The 18,199-nt window shown below is 49.4% G+C and carries 12 protein-coding genes; 10 read left to right on the forward strand and 2 right to left on the reverse strand.

Annotated elements, in window-relative coordinates; all coding sequences use genetic code 11:
• Positions 1–11 precede the first annotated feature (11 nt).
• Together HNQ56_RS06255 and HNQ56_RS06260 are read right to left on the reverse strand one after the other, a co-directional pair.
• The gene (locus HNQ56_RS06255; RefSeq protein WP_429143870.1) at positions 12–1,133 is read right to left on the reverse strand and encodes a DUF58 domain-containing protein; all 1,122 of its coding nucleotides are present in this window, start codon (positions 1,131–1,133) and stop codon (positions 12–14) included.
• Between the two features lie 111 nt (positions 1,134–1,244).
• Entirely contained in the window at positions 1,245–2,198 is a 954-nt protein-coding gene (locus HNQ56_RS06260) for an AAA family ATPase (RefSeq protein ID WP_429143871.1), read from the reverse strand.
• Positions 2,199–2,424: 226 nt separating this feature from the next.
• On the opposite strand from HNQ56_RS06260, the gene HNQ56_RS06265 reads away from it, so the two are divergent.
• From HNQ56_RS06265 to HNQ56_RS06310, 10 genes are all read left to right on the forward strand, one after another.
• Positions 2,425–3,114, forward strand: coding sequence for a DUF1961 family protein (locus tag HNQ56_RS06265; protein ID WP_429143872.1), 690 nt, complete (start codon positions 2,425–2,427; stop codon positions 3,112–3,114).
• Positions 3,111–5,411 carry a helix-turn-helix domain-containing protein gene (locus HNQ56_RS06270; RefSeq protein ID WP_429143873.1) on the forward strand — a complete coding sequence of 767 codons (2,301 nt, stop codon included), beginning with the start codon at positions 3,111–3,113 and terminating at the stop codon, positions 5,409–5,411. The genes HNQ56_RS06265 and HNQ56_RS06270 overlap by 4 nt, the downstream gene beginning before the upstream one ends.
• Before the next feature lie 290 nt (positions 5,412–5,701).
• Positions 5,702–6,643, forward strand: coding sequence for an ABC transporter permease (locus HNQ56_RS06275; protein WP_429143874.1), 942 nt, complete (start codon positions 5,702–5,704; stop codon positions 6,641–6,643).
• 18 nt (positions 6,644–6,661) lie between these two features.
• Positions 6,662–7,564, forward strand: coding sequence for a carbohydrate ABC transporter permease (locus tag HNQ56_RS06280; protein ID WP_429143875.1), 903 nt, complete (start codon positions 6,662–6,664; stop codon positions 7,562–7,564).
• A gap of 145 nt (positions 7,565–7,709) precedes the next feature.
• Entirely contained in the window at positions 7,710–9,311 is a 1,602-nt protein-coding gene (locus tag HNQ56_RS06285) for an extracellular solute-binding protein (RefSeq protein WP_429143877.1), read from the forward strand.
• A gap of 190 nt (positions 9,312–9,501) precedes the next feature.
• Entirely contained in the window at positions 9,502–12,120 is a 2,619-nt protein-coding gene (locus HNQ56_RS06290) for an exo-rhamnogalacturonan lyase family protein (RefSeq protein ID WP_429143879.1), read from the forward strand.
• Between the two features lie 12 nt (positions 12,121–12,132).
• A complete protein-coding gene (locus HNQ56_RS06295; RefSeq protein ID WP_429143880.1) occupies positions 12,133–12,264 on the forward strand; it encodes a hypothetical protein in 132 nt (43 codons plus the stop codon).
• A 1-nt stretch (position 12,265) separates the two neighbouring features.
• Positions 12,266–13,504 carry a rhamnogalacturonan acetylesterase gene (locus HNQ56_RS06300; protein WP_429143882.1) on the forward strand — a complete coding sequence of 413 codons (1,239 nt, stop codon included), beginning with the start codon at positions 12,266–12,268 and terminating at the stop codon, positions 13,502–13,504.
• Positions 13,505–13,628: 124 nt separating this feature from the next.
• Positions 13,629–16,907 (forward strand): glycoside hydrolase family 2 TIM barrel-domain containing protein, encoded by a 3,279-nt coding sequence (locus tag HNQ56_RS06305; protein ID WP_429143884.1) that lies wholly within the window; start codon positions 13,629–13,631, stop codon positions 16,905–16,907.
• Between the two features lie 123 nt (positions 16,908–17,030).
• A complete protein-coding gene (locus HNQ56_RS06310) occupies positions 17,031–18,119 on the forward strand; it encodes an HD-GYP domain-containing protein (protein WP_429143886.1) in 1,089 nt (362 codons plus the stop codon).
• Positions 18,120–18,199: the final 80 nt, after the last annotated feature.

Below are 18,199 nucleotides of genomic sequence, written 5' to 3' on the forward strand. Positions count from 1 at the left end.
TTCTTCCGCTTTCAGTCTTCGGTCTCCCAGACCTGTACATGGGACAGCAGGCTTCCTTCCACCGTCAGCCGTACCTCCCGGTTGGCGGGAACAATCCACATAAAATCAATATGGGACCGCGACAGATGTTCCAGACGTTCCTGAAGCTCCAGCCTCTGATAGGAGGAGATCAGCAGGAGATAGTCCTTTGGATTCCCATTCTCCAGCTCACCGCCCACAGTAGAGGTGAAGGAAGGAAGCGGCGAAAGGGCATCGATCCGGGCCAGTGTTTCGTTGATGGTACGAAGATGATTCTTCCCCGAACCGGCAGGCACATGAAGAACCTCCTTGCTGATTACATCAAGACCGTTAGTATAAAGAGATACGGGAATGCCCTGCTCTATAAAAGCATGGGCAAAGGTGGCAGCCAGCCGGATGCTCTCCTCCTGCAGATCCTCGTAGAGCCAGATCGTATCGGATTCCAGGTTAAGGAGGATCTTGATCTGCTGGGAAGCGGTATGGTCATATACATTGACCATAAGGGAGCCGGTCTTGGCAGAAGCTTTCCAGTTAATCGTCTTCATGGTATCATAGGATTGGTATTCCCGTATACTTTTGAATTCAAAGGGATCTTCGTTGATAAAGCGTTTGGTCAGCACGGTGCCCATCATGTTCTGAAAAGGGACTTCCATTCTGAGAGAGTCCACCGGTCTGGGATAGACATAGAGGTGGAGATCCAGATTCTCTCCCGCCACCAGATCTGATTCAAAGAGAAGATCACTGCAGACAAAGGTGATACGGCTGATGGAATAATATCCGCGTTTTGAGCATACAAAAGGAATTCTCCGGGTCAGCTTCTGGTACATCATGACGGAGACAAGATCATTCCGGTAGGTATTGTCTGTGACCTCGGTATCCTTCATATCGAGAAAGGATAGATGCCGTGAGGTCATATATTTGATCTTCAACGCGGGAATCGGCAGAAGCTTCTGGTTGATGACCGTCTCGTTCAAGGTCAGCTCTTCCCCTTCTGTCGCCTGCTTCTCGGACAGGCTCAGCTCAACGGTCAGATTACGGTCCCAGAATCTGCTGTATAAGAATTTCTGTAATCGGTAAAGAAGCAATGCACCTAATAAGGCAGCTGCTATTTCCATATTGATAACCATAAGCTGCGGGCAAGGCATGTCATGATGCAGAAGCTGCAATATGGCAGAACTACCTCGTCCGCAGCGTGTCCTTTCTCATAAGCTGTAGCGTACTATTCCTCAATGAGAAAAATCCTCTGTCGGAATCGGAGTGTCGGACAGGATACGGTTCAGCAGCTCAACTGCGGAAACGGTCCTCTGAAAGTTCGAGCGCAGGATCAGGCGGTGCATCAGCACAAAGGGAACAAGGTGCCGGATGATCTCCGGGGTAACATAGGTCTGTCCCCGGAGGGCGCTGTAAGCCTGGGAGGCCCTGAGCAGGGCCAGAGAGCCTCTGGGACTGACCCCCAGGGCAATATTGTCGTTGGTTCTGGTCCGATGAATGAGTTCAATCATATACTCCATCAGGGAGGGATGAACATAGATCCCCTTTATGGTGTTCTGCATCCCAAGGAGCTCTTCCTTCGTACATACCGGCTGCAGGGTTTCCAGGGGGCTGTCCTCAATAAAACGGGTCAGAATGGACAGCTCCTCCCCAGAGGAGGGAAAGCCTACCTGAAGCTGCATAAGAAAACGGTCCAGCTGAGCTTCCGGCAGGGGGAAGGTGCCTGAGGTCTCCACAGGGTTCTGAGTGGCAATAACCAGAAAAGGCTTTTCCAGCAGATGGGTTACCCCGTCAATGGTAATCTGCCTCTCTTCCATACATTCCAGAAGGCTGGACTGGGTTCTTGGGGTGGCGCGGTTGATCTCATCCGCCAGCAGGATATGGGTAAAAACAGGGCCGCCGTGGAAGGTGAATTCCCCCTGTTTCTGATTGTAGTAGTTCAGTCCGGTGATATCGGAGGGAAGAAGATCCGGTGTAAACTGGATGCGCTTAAAATCCGCGTCAATGGATTTGGCCAGGGATTTGGCCAGCATCGTCTTGCCGGTGCCGGGGACATCCTCCAGGAGAACATGTCCGTTTGCCAGAAGGGCGGTAAGGAGCAGATCAATGAGTTCTGATTTTCCGACGATGACCTTTTGGATATTCTCTCGGATTGCGCTTGTTTTCTGTTGAAGGCTACTTATTTCCATGAAGATGCCAGTCCTTTTCTTAGTATTTTGGTGCCGTTTATGGTTGTTTTGTTACTTTACAGTATAGCACTGCTATATTATGCCAGTCAATAGATTACTGAGGAGAAGACATGGGATGGATTCTTTTTAAAAAACCTATTTATGTTTTAGGACAACTGTCGTAAAATAGAAGAGGAGTAAGCAAAGAGAGAAATAAAAAGTATTGTGGTTAGAATGGAGAATTATTATGCAATATCAATCATTGGGATTGGAAAGAGAACCTCTTTTGATCTATCATAATCCATTGGCCGGGGAGAAGGATCTGGCAGGCTTCTGTCTGGAAGGCCGGGCTCACCTGTCCTTCCCGGAGGGAAAGCTGCGTATGGAGAATGCGGTATCCGAAGAGGAGGGGCAGAAGGCAAACTATGTGCTGTGGTGCCCGGAAGAGTTTCCTTGTGATGTGCTGATACAATGGAATTTCAGACCCTTAAGGGAGCCGGGGCTGGCTATTTTGTTCTTTGCCGCCGCGGGCAGAAGGGGGGAGGATGTATTTGATCCGTCCCTGAAGACAAGAACCGGAGAATACCCCCAGTATCACCATGGGGATATCAATGCGTTCCATGTGTCTTATTTCCGCCGGAAGGAACTGGAAGAAAGACGGTTTCACACCTGTAACCTGCGTAAGAGCTATGGCTTCCACCTGGTTGCCCAGGGAGCCGATCCGATTCCTGATGTTGCCGACATCACAGAGCCGTATCGGCTGGCCTGTCTTAAGAAAGGAGAGCGGATCGCCTTCTTTGTCAATGAGCTGGAGATCTTTCGCTTCTTAGATGACGGGGTTACCTACGGAACGAAGCTGGGCGGAGGGAAAATCGGTTTCCGGCAGCTGGCGCCAATGATTGGGGAATATTCGGATCTGAAGGTGTATCAGCTATGAGGCGGGGAAAATGGAGCAATCTCAAGTACAAGCATAAGATTATCATCTATCTGTCCCTGTTTCTTATGGCTGCGGTAATTGCGTTCAGCCTGTATTCTTATAGGAATTATATGCAGCAGCTGACGCTCAATGCAAGGGATCTGTCCCAAACGGATGCGAAGCAGATTGCCAAGCGCATCGATGAGAACCTGATTAATCTGAAGCGGTATTATTTGGCCAATACCACCAATGATGAGGTAAGCTATGTGCTGGAGAATGATTTAAAATACTACCAATACAGCTATATCAAGGCAGCAATGGATATCCTGGCGGGAAATAATGTACTGTCCGATTACATCTCCGGTTATACCCTGGTGAATTTCAAAACGGGCTGGGTATTAAGCCATAAGGGAATGTACCCCTTTACCAGCGTGTTAAACCAGAACTTGGTAAATGATTTGTATAATTATAACAATACCGGCATTGATAAGAATTACTGGCATTATGATGATGAGTCCATTTCCCTGGGGGTAAATGACGTCAATTACAGACTGTATGTGGATACCAGCGGTCTGAATCTGGTGATGAAGCTGCCTGCGGCCAATCTGTATGTGTATGGAATGATTATTATCAATATTAACAGGGGGGAGCTTCATGGCTGGATGACTGACGGACTGGCAGGGAGCGAGGATATCATTGTGACGGATGATGACGGTAAGATTATCTACAGCTCCAATCCGGCTCTGAATGACGCGCTGCTTTCCTACCGGCTGGAGGAGCCCTTCGTCAAAAAGATGAAGAGTTCCGACGGCAGTCTGTATGTGGTGACGAAAAGCAGTTCCTCCATCATGAACTGGCATTATTACGTTGCAAATAACTGGAATGAAGTAACGAAGGAGACAAAGAATTACTCGGTGTCCATTCTGCTTCTGATCATAGCGGTGCTGATCATTATAGCGGCGCTCATCGGCTATGGAATTTACATGCCCATCAACCATCTAACCAGAAAAGCGACGGCGGGCAGCCAGGAAAGAGAAAGCTTCAACGGCAATGAACTTCAATTTCTGGCGGACAGCTTTGACTACCTGGTTGGCAATAATGCGGAGCTGGAGGAAAAGGTTCTGGAACAGAGAAGCCGGGTTATGGAGCTGTTTGAGCTGCGTCTTTTGCGGAAGGAGCTGATGCCGGAGGGCGTGGATACCTTTTTAGAGAAGCTGCAATTGGATTCCATCGGTAATTTTACGACTCTTGCAATTATTTTCCGGACCAGTGATGAGGCACAGACCTTGACCGGGGATCATGAAGATGAGATCGGAAATGATATTGTTAATAATATGCCGGAGCATTTGAGGAAAAGCCTGAGCCTCCAGCCGATCTACTATGCCAGAGCGGTGTTCTGTACCGTCAGCGAAGAAGATCCGGAGGTTATGGTACATATTGTCATGGACTTCTTCAATGAGCTGAAGAAATATGTGGAGAGCACCTATGGCCTGCATATCGGTGTAGGGGTAAGCGCCGTACATTCTGATATTCGTCAGTTGAATATTGCTTACCAGGAAAGTATCCATGCCCTTAACAGCGACATCCAGTCCGATACGGAGCATGCCCAGTCCGCGGGCTACAGCTATTGCCGATTCTATGCGGAGCAGACCAGCAAGGGAAAGAAGGTACTGGAGAGCTCCTACGAGAAAGAGATTAGGACAGCCATTATGGGATGTGATAAGGAACAGGCTTATAATGCGGTGAATCTGTTTATCCGGTATCTGAAGCAGGAGAAGCTGTCCCATGACGATACGGTAATTTATCTGGTGCAGTTTACCAATGCAATTCTCCTGGCAATTATGGAATTCGGGCTGGATACGGAGCATCTGTTCCAGGAAAGCCTTTCCGAAATCTATATGCAGATGGTCGGATTATATGACCTGGACAAATGCAGAAGATATATGAAGCATGTGGTCATTGATCCCATCATGGAAGCCATGGATTCCCTGAATTCAACCCAAACCCATCTGATTATGGAAAAGGTGCAGCAGCTGATAGAAGAGCACAAAGGTAATATAACCCTGGCAGAGTGTGCGGAAATACTCAATTATCATCCGACCTACATCTGGAAGATATTGAAGATGGAAAAGAATAAATCCTTTGCCAATTACCTGGAGGAGTATAAGATCGAACAGGCAAAGCGTCTGTTGAAGGAAACAAAATTAACCATCGGAGAGATTGCACAGCAGTTGAATTATACCAATGCACAGAATTTCATCCGTTTTTTCAGCAAGGCGGTCGGCACCACACCGGGAAAGTATCGGAATCTTTTATAGATTGCATACAACCGGAATCCCGATGTCCCGTTATCATGACCACATTCTTACGATTCATTACGGTAAGAATGTGGTATTTTTGTCGTTTCTGGGCTGTTTCAGGGAATAATCATTATATATATATAATAAATAAACAGGAAATAAAATGATTATTTCTATACAAAATTACCACATTCTATAAAAAGATTATAGATGTTATCAGAGAGATGATGTAACATTTCACTAAGCGATATGCAAAATCACGGATCCCGTTAAGTGTTTTGCATAAAAGTAATGCAAGGAGGTTATTTATGAAAAAAAAGAAGCCGGCAGCCTTTGTACCTAATTCTATGAGTACCTTAAGCTATATGAAGGCTCACAAGTGGCTGTATATCATGTTGCTCCCGGGAATTTTGTACTTTATTCTGTTTCGCTATGTTCCAATCGGCGGACTTGTGATTGCATTTAAAGAATACAATCCCTTCGTAGGCATCTGGAAAAGTGACTGGGTGGGCTTCAAGCAGTTTGCCAGTTTCTTTGCCACCAATGATTTTGGGCGGCTGCTCCGCAACACCCTGGGAATTTCCCTGATGCAGCTGTTTATCTACTTTCCTGCGCCAATTATTCTGTCTCTCTTCTTAAATGAGATAAGACATAATGGTTATAAGAGAACGGTGCAGACCCTGGTTTACATACCGCATTTTATCTCCTGGGTTATCGTAGCCAGCCTTTCCTATCAATTACTGAATACCAACGACGGTATCATTAATATGGTGGTCCGGGGATTTACCGGCAGCAAATTCGACGTTCTGTCCCAGGGAAAATACTTCTGGGGGCTGATCGTGGGCCAGGATATCTGGAAGGAAACCGGCTATGGCACTATCATATTCCTTGCCGCACTGGCAGGAGTGGATCAGAATCTATATGAAGCGGCCCGTGTGGACGGTGCGGGCAGATGGAGGCTAATGTGGCATATCACCCTTCCGGCTATCAAAGGGACTATTATTATGATGCTGATCCTACGGGTGGGCTCCCTGCTGAATACGGGCTATGAGCAGATATTCCTTATGAGAAATGACTTAAATATTGCCTATGCGGATGTGTTTGATACCTATATCTATACCAAGGGTATTCAGAACGGACGATACTCCTTCTCGGCGGCAGCCGGTATGTTCAAGTCGTTGGTTGGTCTGATTATGGTACTTGGGGCAAACTGGACGGCAAAGAAGGCCGGAGAAAGCGGAATTTACTAGGAAGGGGGAAGAAATAGAGTGGCATCATTAAAAAAAGGCAATAGGATCAGGGGAAGTCTTAGCACCCGGGTTGCAGATGTGATTATCTATGGTGTGATCGGGCTGATTGCACTGAGTACGGTGCTTCCCTTTCTATATGTAGTCGCAGGCTCCTTTGCGACAGATAAGGAACTGACGGAACGGGCTTTTTTCATTATCCCCAGGGTCTGGTCAATGAATGCGTACAACTATGCAATAAAAAACGGAAACATACTAATGGGCCTGTGGAATTCCATTAAGCTCACTTTGCTGGGGACAACAGTAAGCATGACGCTGTCACTGCTGTTCGCCTATCCCTTGTCGAAGAAGCATCTGAGGGGAAGAACCCTGATCTTAAATATGGTAATTGTGACAATGCTGTTTTCAGGCGGTATGATACCTACCTATCTGGTATTGAACGGCTATAAGCTGTACGACAGCTACTGGGCGCTGGTATTGATCGGAGCAATCAGCCCCTTTAATATGATTATTATTAAGAACTTTTTCCAGGAGCTTCCCGTTGAGCTGGAGGAAGCGGCCTGTATTGACGGCTGCAGTGAGATCGGGATATTCGGGAAGATCATCCTGCCCCTGTCCAAGCCGGTTATCGCATCCATTTCCCTGTTCTACGGGGTTGGATACTGGAATGATTATTTTAACGCCATGATTTATCTCAATACCCCTTCCAAGTTCACGGTACAGATTATACTGAGAAACATCGTGCTGAAGGCCAGCAATATTTCCGAGGTTATGCTGGATTACTATGACACCTGGGGGGCGCCGCCGGATAAAGCGGTTAAAATGGCCGCCACGGTTATAGCGACGGTTCCGATCATATGCATCTACCCCTTTGTCCAGAAGTATTTTACCAAGGGCGTTATGGTCGGCGCGGTAAAGGGATAGCCGGCCGGACAGCACATAGGGCAGCGGCCTTGTCTGCTCCGCAAGAAGAACGATAAGGGAAGGCGGCAGGAATTGCATTTCCTGCCATCCGCCCAGGGTGTCTCGTAAACACCAATAGATATCTATATTAAAGGAGGAGAGTTTTATGTACTTAAAGAAATTCAAAAAGGTGACTGCAATGGCATTGGCAGTCATTATGGTAATGGCAGCGCTTGCCGGATGCAGTTCCAAGGATAAACCGTCGGCACCTTCGGGAACAGATGGCAAGAATACGGCCACTTCGGCGCCTTCATCCGACAATACTTCCAAAGCGCCGCAGAAAGTAACCTTTTCTGCAATTGATTTTAACTCGGGAATGTCCAACACCGGTGAGCATGCAGAGGAAATTCTGAATCAGCTGAAGGAATACACCAATACAGACCTGGAGATCAACTGGGTTCAGACCGATGTATTGGATGAGAAGAATACCCTGGCCCTGGCCAACCCGGCAACCATGCCCATGATTATGACCTTTAACGGTGCGCTGACCGGTACGGTAGTCAGTGCGGCAAAGGCAGGCGCTTTTGTTGATTTGACAGAATATATCAAGGACGTGGAGAAATACCCCAACCTTTCCAGGATGAATCCCAATGTTGCTGCCAGCCTTACGGTGGACGGCAAGCTGATCGGCATCTACCGTGCCCGTGTCATCGGGCGCTATGGTGTGGCTTACCGGGCGGATTGGGCTGAAAAGCTGGGACTTGGTGTACCTCAGTCAATCGATGATATCTATAACATGCTCTACGCCTTTACTTATAAGGATCCCGACGGAAATGGCGCGGATGATACCATTGGTATGGAGATGACCTCCTACACAGGCCCCTTTGATATTATGCAGACCTGGTTCGGCGTAGGCAACGGCTGGGCGGAAGTGGATGGAAAGCTGGTACCCGTTCATATGCAGAAGGAATATTTTGAGGCTCTGGACTGGTTCAAGAAATTATATGAGGATGGATTAATGCCTTCCGATTGGGCGGTGCGGACAACGGATACCTGGAGCAATGGCTGTAAGAACGGCGAGAACGGTGTGTATATCGATGTTCTGGACGGCGGGCGCAGAGTCTGGGATTACTTTGTAAATAACAACATTATGTCAGTTACGGATTCCAGCCAGTTTGCTTCCATGGGTCTGCTGGGAACCATCAACGGAAAGACTCTGGCAACCTCCGGCTACAACGGATATTTCACCTTAAGCGCATCCACCTGCAATACTCCGGAGAAGATTGAGGCAGCCCTTACCTTCCTGGATAAGATGAATGATGATGAGATGCTGACCTTAACCGGCTACGGTCTGAAAGATATCAATTATGACATCAATGAGAACGGCAAGCTCGTAAAGAAGGATATCGGGGACACTACCTTAATGGCCAACTATGCGGGATTGAATCAGCTGGTAGCGTATATTCCCAATCTGAGCCAGATATCTCCGGCAGAAGAAAAGTCCGAGAGACTGATTTTAGAAGAGAAGGTAAAGGCAGAATGTGAGCCCTATGCCGTGTTTAATCCGGCCCTGCCCTTCTTAACCAATTCTGCCACCTATTCGGAACTGGGAGCAACTTTGGATGAGATTTTAAAATATGCGAGAACACAGTATATCTGCGGCGAGATTGATAAAGCCGGACTGGAGGCCGCATTTGCCAATTGGTCGAAGCAGGGCGGACAGAAGGTTATTGATGAAGTAAATGAGCAGTATCTTGCTTCAAAATAATAGTAAGCCTTAATCATATCGGATAATTTAAGAAAAGACATCGCATATTTGTCCGCCAGTGTGCTGACGCTGTGGGATGTCTTTTCTTTATCGTAATCGTTATGCCTGCTCATAGGAAAAAAATCTTACATAACAGTGGATGCAGGCCATGAGGAAAGGAAAGCGTTGCAGGCAACGCGGGGTCATTAACATGAGTGAAAGAATGGTGTTACACCGGATGGAAAACAGAGCGGAAACAGGTTATACTACCTGGGGAAGCCATTGGAGGAAAGGAACTGTTCTGAAGGATGCCGTATTTTCCGCAGAGAATGAGGAGGGAAGGAGAATTCCGCTGCAGTCCAGAATTACAGCCTGCTGGCCCGACGGCTCCGTCAAATGGGCGGCCCATACCGGGGACAGTGCCGGGATGGGGAAGCAGGTTACGATGCTTGCAGAGCCTTCTTCCGCTTCTTTGCAAGAACCTGTAAATGAGACGGAGAGAATTAAGCTGGAGGAGCTGGAGGACTGTATCCGGATTGATGCGGGAAGCACCCGGGCAACGGTGCATAAAAGCGGCCAGATCCTCATCAGCGATCTGGTCACCGATCACCGGATGACGGCAAAAACGGCGGTTCTGACCATGATCTTAGAGAAAAGAGAGAAGAAGGTTGAAGGGAAGGAAAGCTCTCTGCTTCGGAGAGAAATTTCCTTTTCGGGTGAGATCAAAGAGGTTAACGTACAGGAGGCAGGGCCTCTCCGGGCTGTGATTAAGGCGGCGGGTACCCACAGGAACAAAGAGGAGGAAAAGCTGGCGTTCCAGATCTATATGGAATTCTGCTACAATTCCTCGGAGATTAAATTTATTCACACCTTTTTCTATGACGGGGATGAGAAGTATGATTTTCTGAAAGGAATCGGCATACAGTTTGCGGTGCCGGTAGAAGGGGCTCCTTACAACAGGCATATCAAGTTCGGTACCGATCACGGGGTGTTTCATGAAAGCCCGGCTCTGTTGCTGTCCTGGCGTCCCAGGGTTCCGGAGAGGATCTATCAGGCTCAGATCAATGGAGAATTCCTGAGGCTGACGCCGGAACGGGACAGCGAGGCTCTGACGACGGCAGGGCAGATTCCCATCTGGGGTGAGTATGTGCTCTGGCAGGACAGCGCATCCCATTATTCCATAAGAAAGAAAATCAGTGACGAGGACTGCTGCTATGTGGAAGGGCTTCACGGGAACAGGGCTCCCGGTGTGATGTGCTTTGGCGGTGAAAACGGCGGCATTCTGCTGGGACGGAAGGATTGCTGGCAGAAATACCCCTCCACCATGAAGGTCAGCAGCCTGGACGGGGACATGGCCCAGGCCTCCCTGTGGTTCTGGTCTCCCGAATCGGAGGCGATGGACTTCCGGCATTATGCCAAGGAAGGCTATTCCCAGAGCTATTATGAGGGCTTTGATTTTATGGGGGCCACTCCCTATGGAATTGCCAATACCAATGAATTCACCCTCCGCGGCTTTCCGGGTGAGATCCCGGGGGACGAGACGATCCGTAATTTTGCCTGTCAGGTGCAGAAGCCTCCGGTCTATATCGCCTCGCCGGAGTACTACCATGAGCTGCAGGCTTTTGGGGTCTGGAGCCTGCCGAGGAGAGACACTCCTGCTGAAAATTGGCTGGAGGACCAGCTGGACCGGACAGTGGACTTCTATAAGAAGGAAATAGAGGTGCGCAATTGGTACGGACTGTTTCACTACGGGGATTTCATGCATACCTATGATAAGACCCGGCATTGCTGGCGGTATGATATGGGGGGATATGCATGGCAGAACACGGAGCTGGTTCCCACCCTCTGGCTGTGGTTTGCATTTCTGCGTTCCGGCAGGGAGGATATCTATACCATGGCGGAAGCCATGAGCCGGCACTGCTCGGAGGTGGACACCTATCATTTGGGGGCTTACCGGGGCATCGGTTCCAGACACAATGTGAGACACTGGGGCTGCTCCTGTAAGGAGGCCAGGATTGCCATGGCGGGTCATCATCGTTTTTATCACTATCTGACGGGGGATTACCGGATTCAGGATGTGTTTGAGGATGTGAAGGACGGGGATTTTGCACTGCTCACCGTGGACCCCCTGGGACTGTTCTTTGACAAGGAGAAGATGGTATATCCCACCCATGCCCGCTCCGGCCCCGACTGGTCCAGCTTCTGCTCCAACTGGATGACGGAATGGGAGAGGACGGAGAACAGAAAATATCTGGATAAGATTGTGACGGGAATAGAAGATTTAAAGAAAACACCCTTTAAACTGATTTCCGGCTCTGACTTCGAGTATAATCCGGAGGACAGCCATCTGAGGTATATCGGAGAACGTGCCACCGGCGGCACTCATCTGCAAATCTGTATGGGAGCCGTCCAGGTATGGCTGGAGCTGGCACAGCTGCTGGAGGATGAGGAGTGGACCAGAATGCTGGCGGATTTCGGACGTTTCTATTATCTGCCCAGGGAGAAGCAGCAGGAGCTGACCGGGGGACTGCTGGGAGAAAAGGTATTTACCTACCCCTACATGGCAGCAGGAATTGCAGCCTTCGGTGCAAATTACTATAAAGATCATGAGCTGGGCAGGCAGGTATGGCAGGTTATGACAGGCTGCCTGAAGGAAGAGGTGGGAGACGGACTCTTTGGAATTACGCCTCTGAGAAATGCGGGCAATCAGGAGATATTATATGAGATGCCCCGGGTCTCCACTAATGTACTGTCACAGTGGAGCTTGAATGTGATTGTGGCCCTGGATTTGATCAGGGAGGATCTTCCGGCAGAATTTGAAGAAGCGTAAAACAGGGAAGTGTTGTTGAAAGGATTACCGAAGAAAAGGCGAAAGCGGGAAGCGTTGAAGATACCGCCGAAGAAAAGGCGGAAGTCGGCAAGTGCCGAAGGAGTTGCCGGGGAAAAGTACGGACAGGAGGATTTCATAGAGTAAGATGGAAACAGTATTTGAGTTAAGTTCAGGATATGGAACCTGGGAGCGTTATCCCTATTACCGGAGCCGGACTTCCTTTCCGAAGGCTGCTCCGGGATGGGTGGATGGAATATATTATCACAGAGAGAAACAGGAAGAATTGTCTGAGCGGGCGCCTTTTGAATTTCATGAGGATTATATTCCGCTGGCAAGTAGGGTTTGGAAGGAGACGGAGGAGACCGGGTTCGGGATCTGCTCCTATGAGGAGACGGAGATCATCCACATCCCTCTGGAGAACGGGAATTATGATATCCGTGTTACTTTTGCTAATCCGACAGGGGAGGCTTACCATGCCCGGATCAAGGTGAATGGGATAGTAAAGGCCGGGGATGTCCTGGTTGGAGAGGAAGAAGGGACGGCTGCTTTTTCCTTCTGTGTTATAAAGGGGGAGCTGGCCCTGAAGCTCCTTCCCGTCAGCTTGGCTGTCACAAGGGAAGGGGCGGAAGAGAAGACAGTATACCTGAAGCAGATAGCCATACGGAAAATACCGGGAAAGGAGAAGGGAGACCGGCCAGCCATCTTCCTGGCATCCGATTCCACGGTGCAGGTCTATTCCAAGGAGTATGCTCCCCAGACCGGCTGGGGACAGGTGTTTCCCGGGTATTTCCGGGAAATTAAGATTGAAAACCGCGCTATTGGGGGCAGGAGCGCCCGCTCCTTCCTGGAGGAAGGCAGGCTGGATGAGATCTTATCCGAAGTGAGACCGGGAGACTATGTATTGGTCCAGTTCGGGCATAATGATGCAACGGCTGCCCGGCCAAACCGCTATATCCCGGAAGAAAGCTTTGCAGAATATCTGCAGTATTATATTGACGGAGTGAAGCAGAGAGGGGCAGTCTGTGTCCTTGTAACGCCTGTAGCGAGAAGGAACTGTGAGGAAGAAGGGGGAGCATTTTCCATAAGCTTTCCCGGTTACCGGAAGGTAATGCTGGCTCTGGCTGCGGAGCAGAAGCTTCCTCTCCTGGATCTGGGCAAGGAAACTACGGAGTATTTGAGCCAAATCGGAGCAGGGGAGAGCAAGAAGCTGTTTTTATGGACGGAGAAGGGAGAGTTCCCGGAGAGCAATTATCGGGAGGGAGTTACGGATAACACCCATCTGCAATACCGGGGAGCGGAGGCCTTCGCCGGTATTGCAGCAAGGCTGATTGCAGAGTATCATGAGGATGATCAGCTGGACAGGATTAAGGCCTATTTAAAATAAAGATCCTATAAAAGGATAGCATAGCCGAAGGGAGGCCCGGAGCCGTGGGATGCGCAGGATGTCCCATGGTTCCGGGCTTTGTCGGCAGTATTGGGAACAGAACAGGAACAGAGGAGGATGGAAGATGGAATACTCACTTCATGGTGAATGGAAATTCAGGCTGGATGCGGGGAATGTCGGAATAGAAGAAGGATGGCAGGAGCAGGAGCTGGGGGATGTGATCCGTATCCCGGGCATTTTACAGGCACAGGGTTATGGGGAGGAGATCAGCGAGACTACCCCCTGGGTATCCGGCCTTCATGATAAGCTATGGTTTTACAGGGAGGAGTATAAGGTTAGTTCCGGGGAACTGCTGGTTCCGTTCTTATGCCAGCCGCCCAGACATTATCTGGGCAGGGCATGGTATCAGAAGAGCTTTGTGATCCCGGATGAGAATCGGGACAGGACCTACTACTTGAAGATGGAATGCGTTAAGTGGAAGACCTGCGTCTGGGTGGACCATTCCTTTGCAGGAAGTGAGACGGCCCTTTGTACGCCTCATGAATACTGTCTTGGCAAACTGGACAGGGGAGAACACCGGATTACGGTCTGTGTGGATAACCGTCTCCAGTATCCCTACCGGCCGGATGGGCATATGGTGTCAGATGCATTGGGGGCTGCCTGGAACGGGATAACGGGAGAGGTCTCCATCCGGGAGGTCCCGGACGTACACATTGAGGAGCTCAGGCTCTATCCGGATATCAGTACGAGGAAGGTTCTTGCGGAGGTGGTTCTGCGAAATCATACCGGCAGGGAAGCCCAGGCCGGATTACAGGTGAACGAAATCATGAGAGAGGTTAAGGTGAAGGGGCCTCTTGAGACAGTACGTATAGAGCTGGACTATGGAAAGGACAGTTCCCTATGGGATGAATACACGCCGGTTCTTTATAAGATAACGGCTCTCCTCGACTACCGGGGAATCCTTCAGGAAAGGACGGAGACCTTCGGATTTCGGAAAATAGAAGCGAAGGATGGATTGTTCTATATCAATCAGCGCCCGGCGTATTTCAGGGGAACCCATTCCGGCGGAGATTTTCCCCTCACCGGATATCCGTCGTCAGAGGTATCGGATTGGAAGAGAATCTTCGGGATATGCAAGAGATGGGGATTGAATTATGTCCGCTTTCATTCCTTCTGCCCGCCGGAGGCCGCATTCACCGCTGCCGATGAGGAGGGGATATACCTGCAGGTGGAATGCGGCATGTGGAATATCTTTTACGAGGACAGTGAAATGAATGAGGTGCTATGGGAGGAAACCGTGAGAATCATCAGGGCTTACGGGAATCACCCTTCCTTTGTCATGCTTTCTTCCGGAAATGAACCGGGGGGCGATTGGCTTAAGCCGCTGCAGCGCTGGGTGGAAAGATGCCATGGCCTGGATATGCGGCGGATCTATACCGCCGAATCCGGGTGGCATTATCCCATGGAGCCGGCGAAGATCGAAGGGACGGACTATGTATATTTTCACCGTTCAGGGCACGGAATCCAGCCCGGAGGCACCATACGCAACAGCCAGGGATGGCACGGGAAGGATTACAGGCTGTCGGTGGAAGGAATCAAATATCCGGTGATCTCCCATGAGCTGGGGCAATGGTGCTCTTATCCCGATTATGAAGTCATCCGCAAATTCACCGGATATCTGCAGCCGGGCAATTACAGGATCTTTCGGGAAAGCGCAGGGAGAAACGGAGTGCTGGAGCAGAACAGGGAATTTGCCTACGCATCCGGGAAGCGAAAGGTACAGCTCTATAAAGAAGAGATCGAAGCCAATTTCAGAACCCCTCATCTATACGGCTTTGAGCTGCTGGATCTCCACGATTATATCGGACAGGGCACCGCCCTGGTGGGTCTCTTAGATCCCTTCTGGGATGAGAAGGGCTTTATCGGGCCGGAAGAGTTCAGAAGCTTTTGTTCGGAAACCGTACCTTTGCTGCGCATTTCCAAAAGGGTATATACCACCGGAGAGATACTGGATTGCCCTCTGGAGTTCTGCCACTTTGGCAGGGAAGAGCGGAAGCAGGCAATGATCTTTTGGAGAATTCGCGGGGCTGGGAAGGAGATTATTCATGAAGAGGATCTGGGGAGGATGGACATGCCCTTGGAAAAGAATATTGCTATAGGGAATCTCCGGTATCCTTTGCACAGCCTGCCCGCACCGGCAGAATATACGATAGAGGCGGGGATACGGAATACCCATATACTAAATAGCTGGAGCATCTGGCTTTATGAGGAGGATGGTATCTCACCCGGGAAAGGAGCAAAGGTAAGCTATACCCGTTCCCTCCGGGAGGCTTTGGAGGGTCTGGCCAGGGGAGAACGGGTCATCTACTCGCCGCTGCCGGAGCATCACAGATTGGATTCGCCGCCGCTGTCTGCGAAGACCGTTTTCTGGAATTCCCAGATGGGGCCTACCTACAGCAGAGGAATGGGGCTGCTGATTGATCCGGGCCATCCTGCGCTGAAGGGCTTTCCCACCAGGGAGTACCAGGAATGGCAATGGGAGGAGATCATAGAAGGGGCCAACGGTCTGAATTTGCGAAGATTTCCGGCGGAGCTTAAGCCGGTTGTACAGCCCATCGACGAGTGGAACCGGAATTACAGGCTGGGAATGCTCCTGGAATGCAGGGTATTAAAGGGCAGGCTGCTGATTGTGACCGCTGACCTGGAACGGGATATTAAGACGCGTCCGGCGGCGGGGCAGCTGAGAAGGGCATTATTTGCCTATGCCGCATCCGATGAATTCTGCCCGGAGATCTGTGTCAGTGCGGAGAGACTGAGGGATGCCTTCTTTCCGCGAAGTATTATGAAGGACTATAGGGTCAGGCTGACAGGAGCGGGAATATCGGAAGAAGAAGCCGGCCTTATGCTGGACGGCGACCCCAATACCTTCCTTGCCTCAGACAGGCTGCGCTATCCCTTCACCCTGGAAATGGAGGCGGAAAGGGAGATATGGCTTAAGGGTCTGATCTATATGCCCCGGCAGAATGAGAGGGAGCACAAGGGTGACATCAAAGGCTGCCTTGCGGAGGCGTATCTGGACGGAGCCTGGAGAGTAGTATATGAAGGGGAGCTGGCCTCTTCCTTTGAGCCGAAGGAGATTCTGTTCTCTGAAGCGGTAAGGACCTCAAAAATACGGTTTACGGCATTATATGGGTTTTCAGGAAAGGACATTACAGTATACAGTGCCAGGAGGGAAGGGTGGTTTTGTGAGAAAACAGACTACCGGGGGGAGGAAGCGGCCATTGCGGAGCTCCTATTCCTTCCGTTAGAAATAGAACTGGAAGGGAAAGCTTCTGTCTCAAAAGAGGAGGAGATAAGAATATCAGGAGAAGCAAGAAGCGCTACTCAGGAGATTGATTATTAACATAATTCTCACCGTCCGGAAACAACATTTTTTCGACAAATAAGGCTAGGAGTTATTGACACCTTATAAACAATAAAGTATAGTAGAGAAGTATTGAAAGAAGTTGTACAAAAGGAGATAGGAATGCGGTTAATATCGTTATCAATGCTGAAACCGGAGATGGTTCTTGCAAAATCAATCTATTACCATGACAACCTGGTATTGAGAGAAGGTACTGAGAATCTGGAACGATATGCGAAAAGTCTTACACGGCTGGGTATTGATTATATTTACATAGAAGATAATAAAAGCCACGGAATTGAGATTCCCGATGCGGTATCAGAGGAAACCCGTGTATTGTGTAAACAGGTACTGCGCCAGACCATCGATGATTTTGCGACTAAGGCCGTCATTGACATCAGCGAGGTGTCCCATGCCATATCCAGCGTAATAGACGGAATTATGGAGAACCCCGATGTTCAGGTCAGCCTGAATGATATTGCGGCGGCGGATGACTATACCCTCAGCCATTCCGTGAGTACTACGGTATATTCTTTGATCATAGGCAATAAGCTGGGGTACAGCAGGCCGATGATGGAGAAGCTGGGTGCAGGGGCGCTGCTGCATGATCTGGGCAAGGCGCTTCTGGATAGTAAGATCCTCAATAAAACCGATAAGCTGACCGATGAAGAATTTGAATATGTGAAAACCCATACCACCAGAGGCTATGAGGCCTTGAAAAAATGTACCAATCTTACGGAGCTGTCCAGAATTATATCCTTGTATCATCATGAGAGGATGGATGGGGGCGGCTATCCCACGGGAACTCCGGCAGCGGAGCTGCATGAGTTCGCCAGAATTGTTGCGATTGCCGATGTTTATGATGCTCTGGTATCAGACCGCTGCTATCGGAGAAAGTGGAGCTCCAATCAGGCGGTGAATTATCTGGTAGAGCATTCGGAGACCCAGTTTGATCTCAAGCTGGTGTCCGCTTTTATCAAGCAGATTGCAATCTATCCCAACGGCTCCCTGGTAAGGCTGTCCAGCAATGCCATCGGAATCGTAAAGGAACAGAATAAGAATTTCCCTCTCCGGCCCTTTGTCCGTGTTATTACAGATGAAAATGGAGTGGATATTGAGCCCTATGAAATTGACCTGATGAAAATTCTGCAGATTACAATTATGGAATCAGAGCTTGAGATGAGCTGGAATAAGAATAAATGGGATACATAAAAATGCAGGAAGCCCTGATGTGACCCCACAAAGTTAGATTTTGTGGGGTCATATCAGGGCTTCCTGCATTTTTAAATTGT

The organism is Anaerotaenia torta (assembly GCF_050433395.1).
Lineage (GTDB): Bacteria > Bacillota > Clostridia > Lachnospirales > Lachnospiraceae > Mobilitalea > Mobilitalea torta.

Bases quoted from the DNA above. Each gene is read 5' to 3' on its own strand.
- HNQ56_RS06255 (WP_429143870.1), bottom strand. From the start codon at position 1,133: ATGGAAATAGCAGCTGCCTTATTAGGTGCATTGCTTCTTTACCGATTA.
- HNQ56_RS06260 (WP_429143871.1), bottom strand. From the start codon at position 2,198: ATGGAAATAAGTAGCCTTCAACAGAAAACAAGCGCAATCCGAGAGAAT.
- HNQ56_RS06265 (WP_429143872.1), top strand. From the start codon at position 2,425: ATGCAATATCAATCATTGGGATTGGAAAGAGAACCTCTTTTGATCTAT.
- HNQ56_RS06270 (WP_429143873.1), top strand. From the start codon at position 3,111: ATGAGGCGGGGAAAATGGAGCAATCTCAAGTACAAGCATAAGATTATC.
- HNQ56_RS06275 (WP_429143874.1), top strand. From the start codon at position 5,702: ATGAAAAAAAAGAAGCCGGCAGCCTTTGTACCTAATTCTATGAGTACC.
- HNQ56_RS06285 (WP_429143877.1), top strand. From the start codon at position 7,710: ATGTACTTAAAGAAATTCAAAAAGGTGACTGCAATGGCATTGGCAGTC.
- HNQ56_RS06290 (WP_429143879.1), top strand. From the start codon at position 9,502: ATGAGTGAAAGAATGGTGTTACACCGGATGGAAAACAGAGCGGAAACA.
- HNQ56_RS06300 (WP_429143882.1), top strand. From the start codon at position 12,266: ATGGAAACAGTATTTGAGTTAAGTTCAGGATATGGAACCTGGGAGCGT.
- HNQ56_RS06305 (WP_429143884.1), top strand. From the start codon at position 13,629: ATGGAATACTCACTTCATGGTGAATGGAAATTCAGGCTGGATGCGGGG.
- HNQ56_RS06310 (WP_429143886.1), top strand. From the start codon at position 17,031: ATGCGGTTAATATCGTTATCAATGCTGAAACCGGAGATGGTTCTTGCA.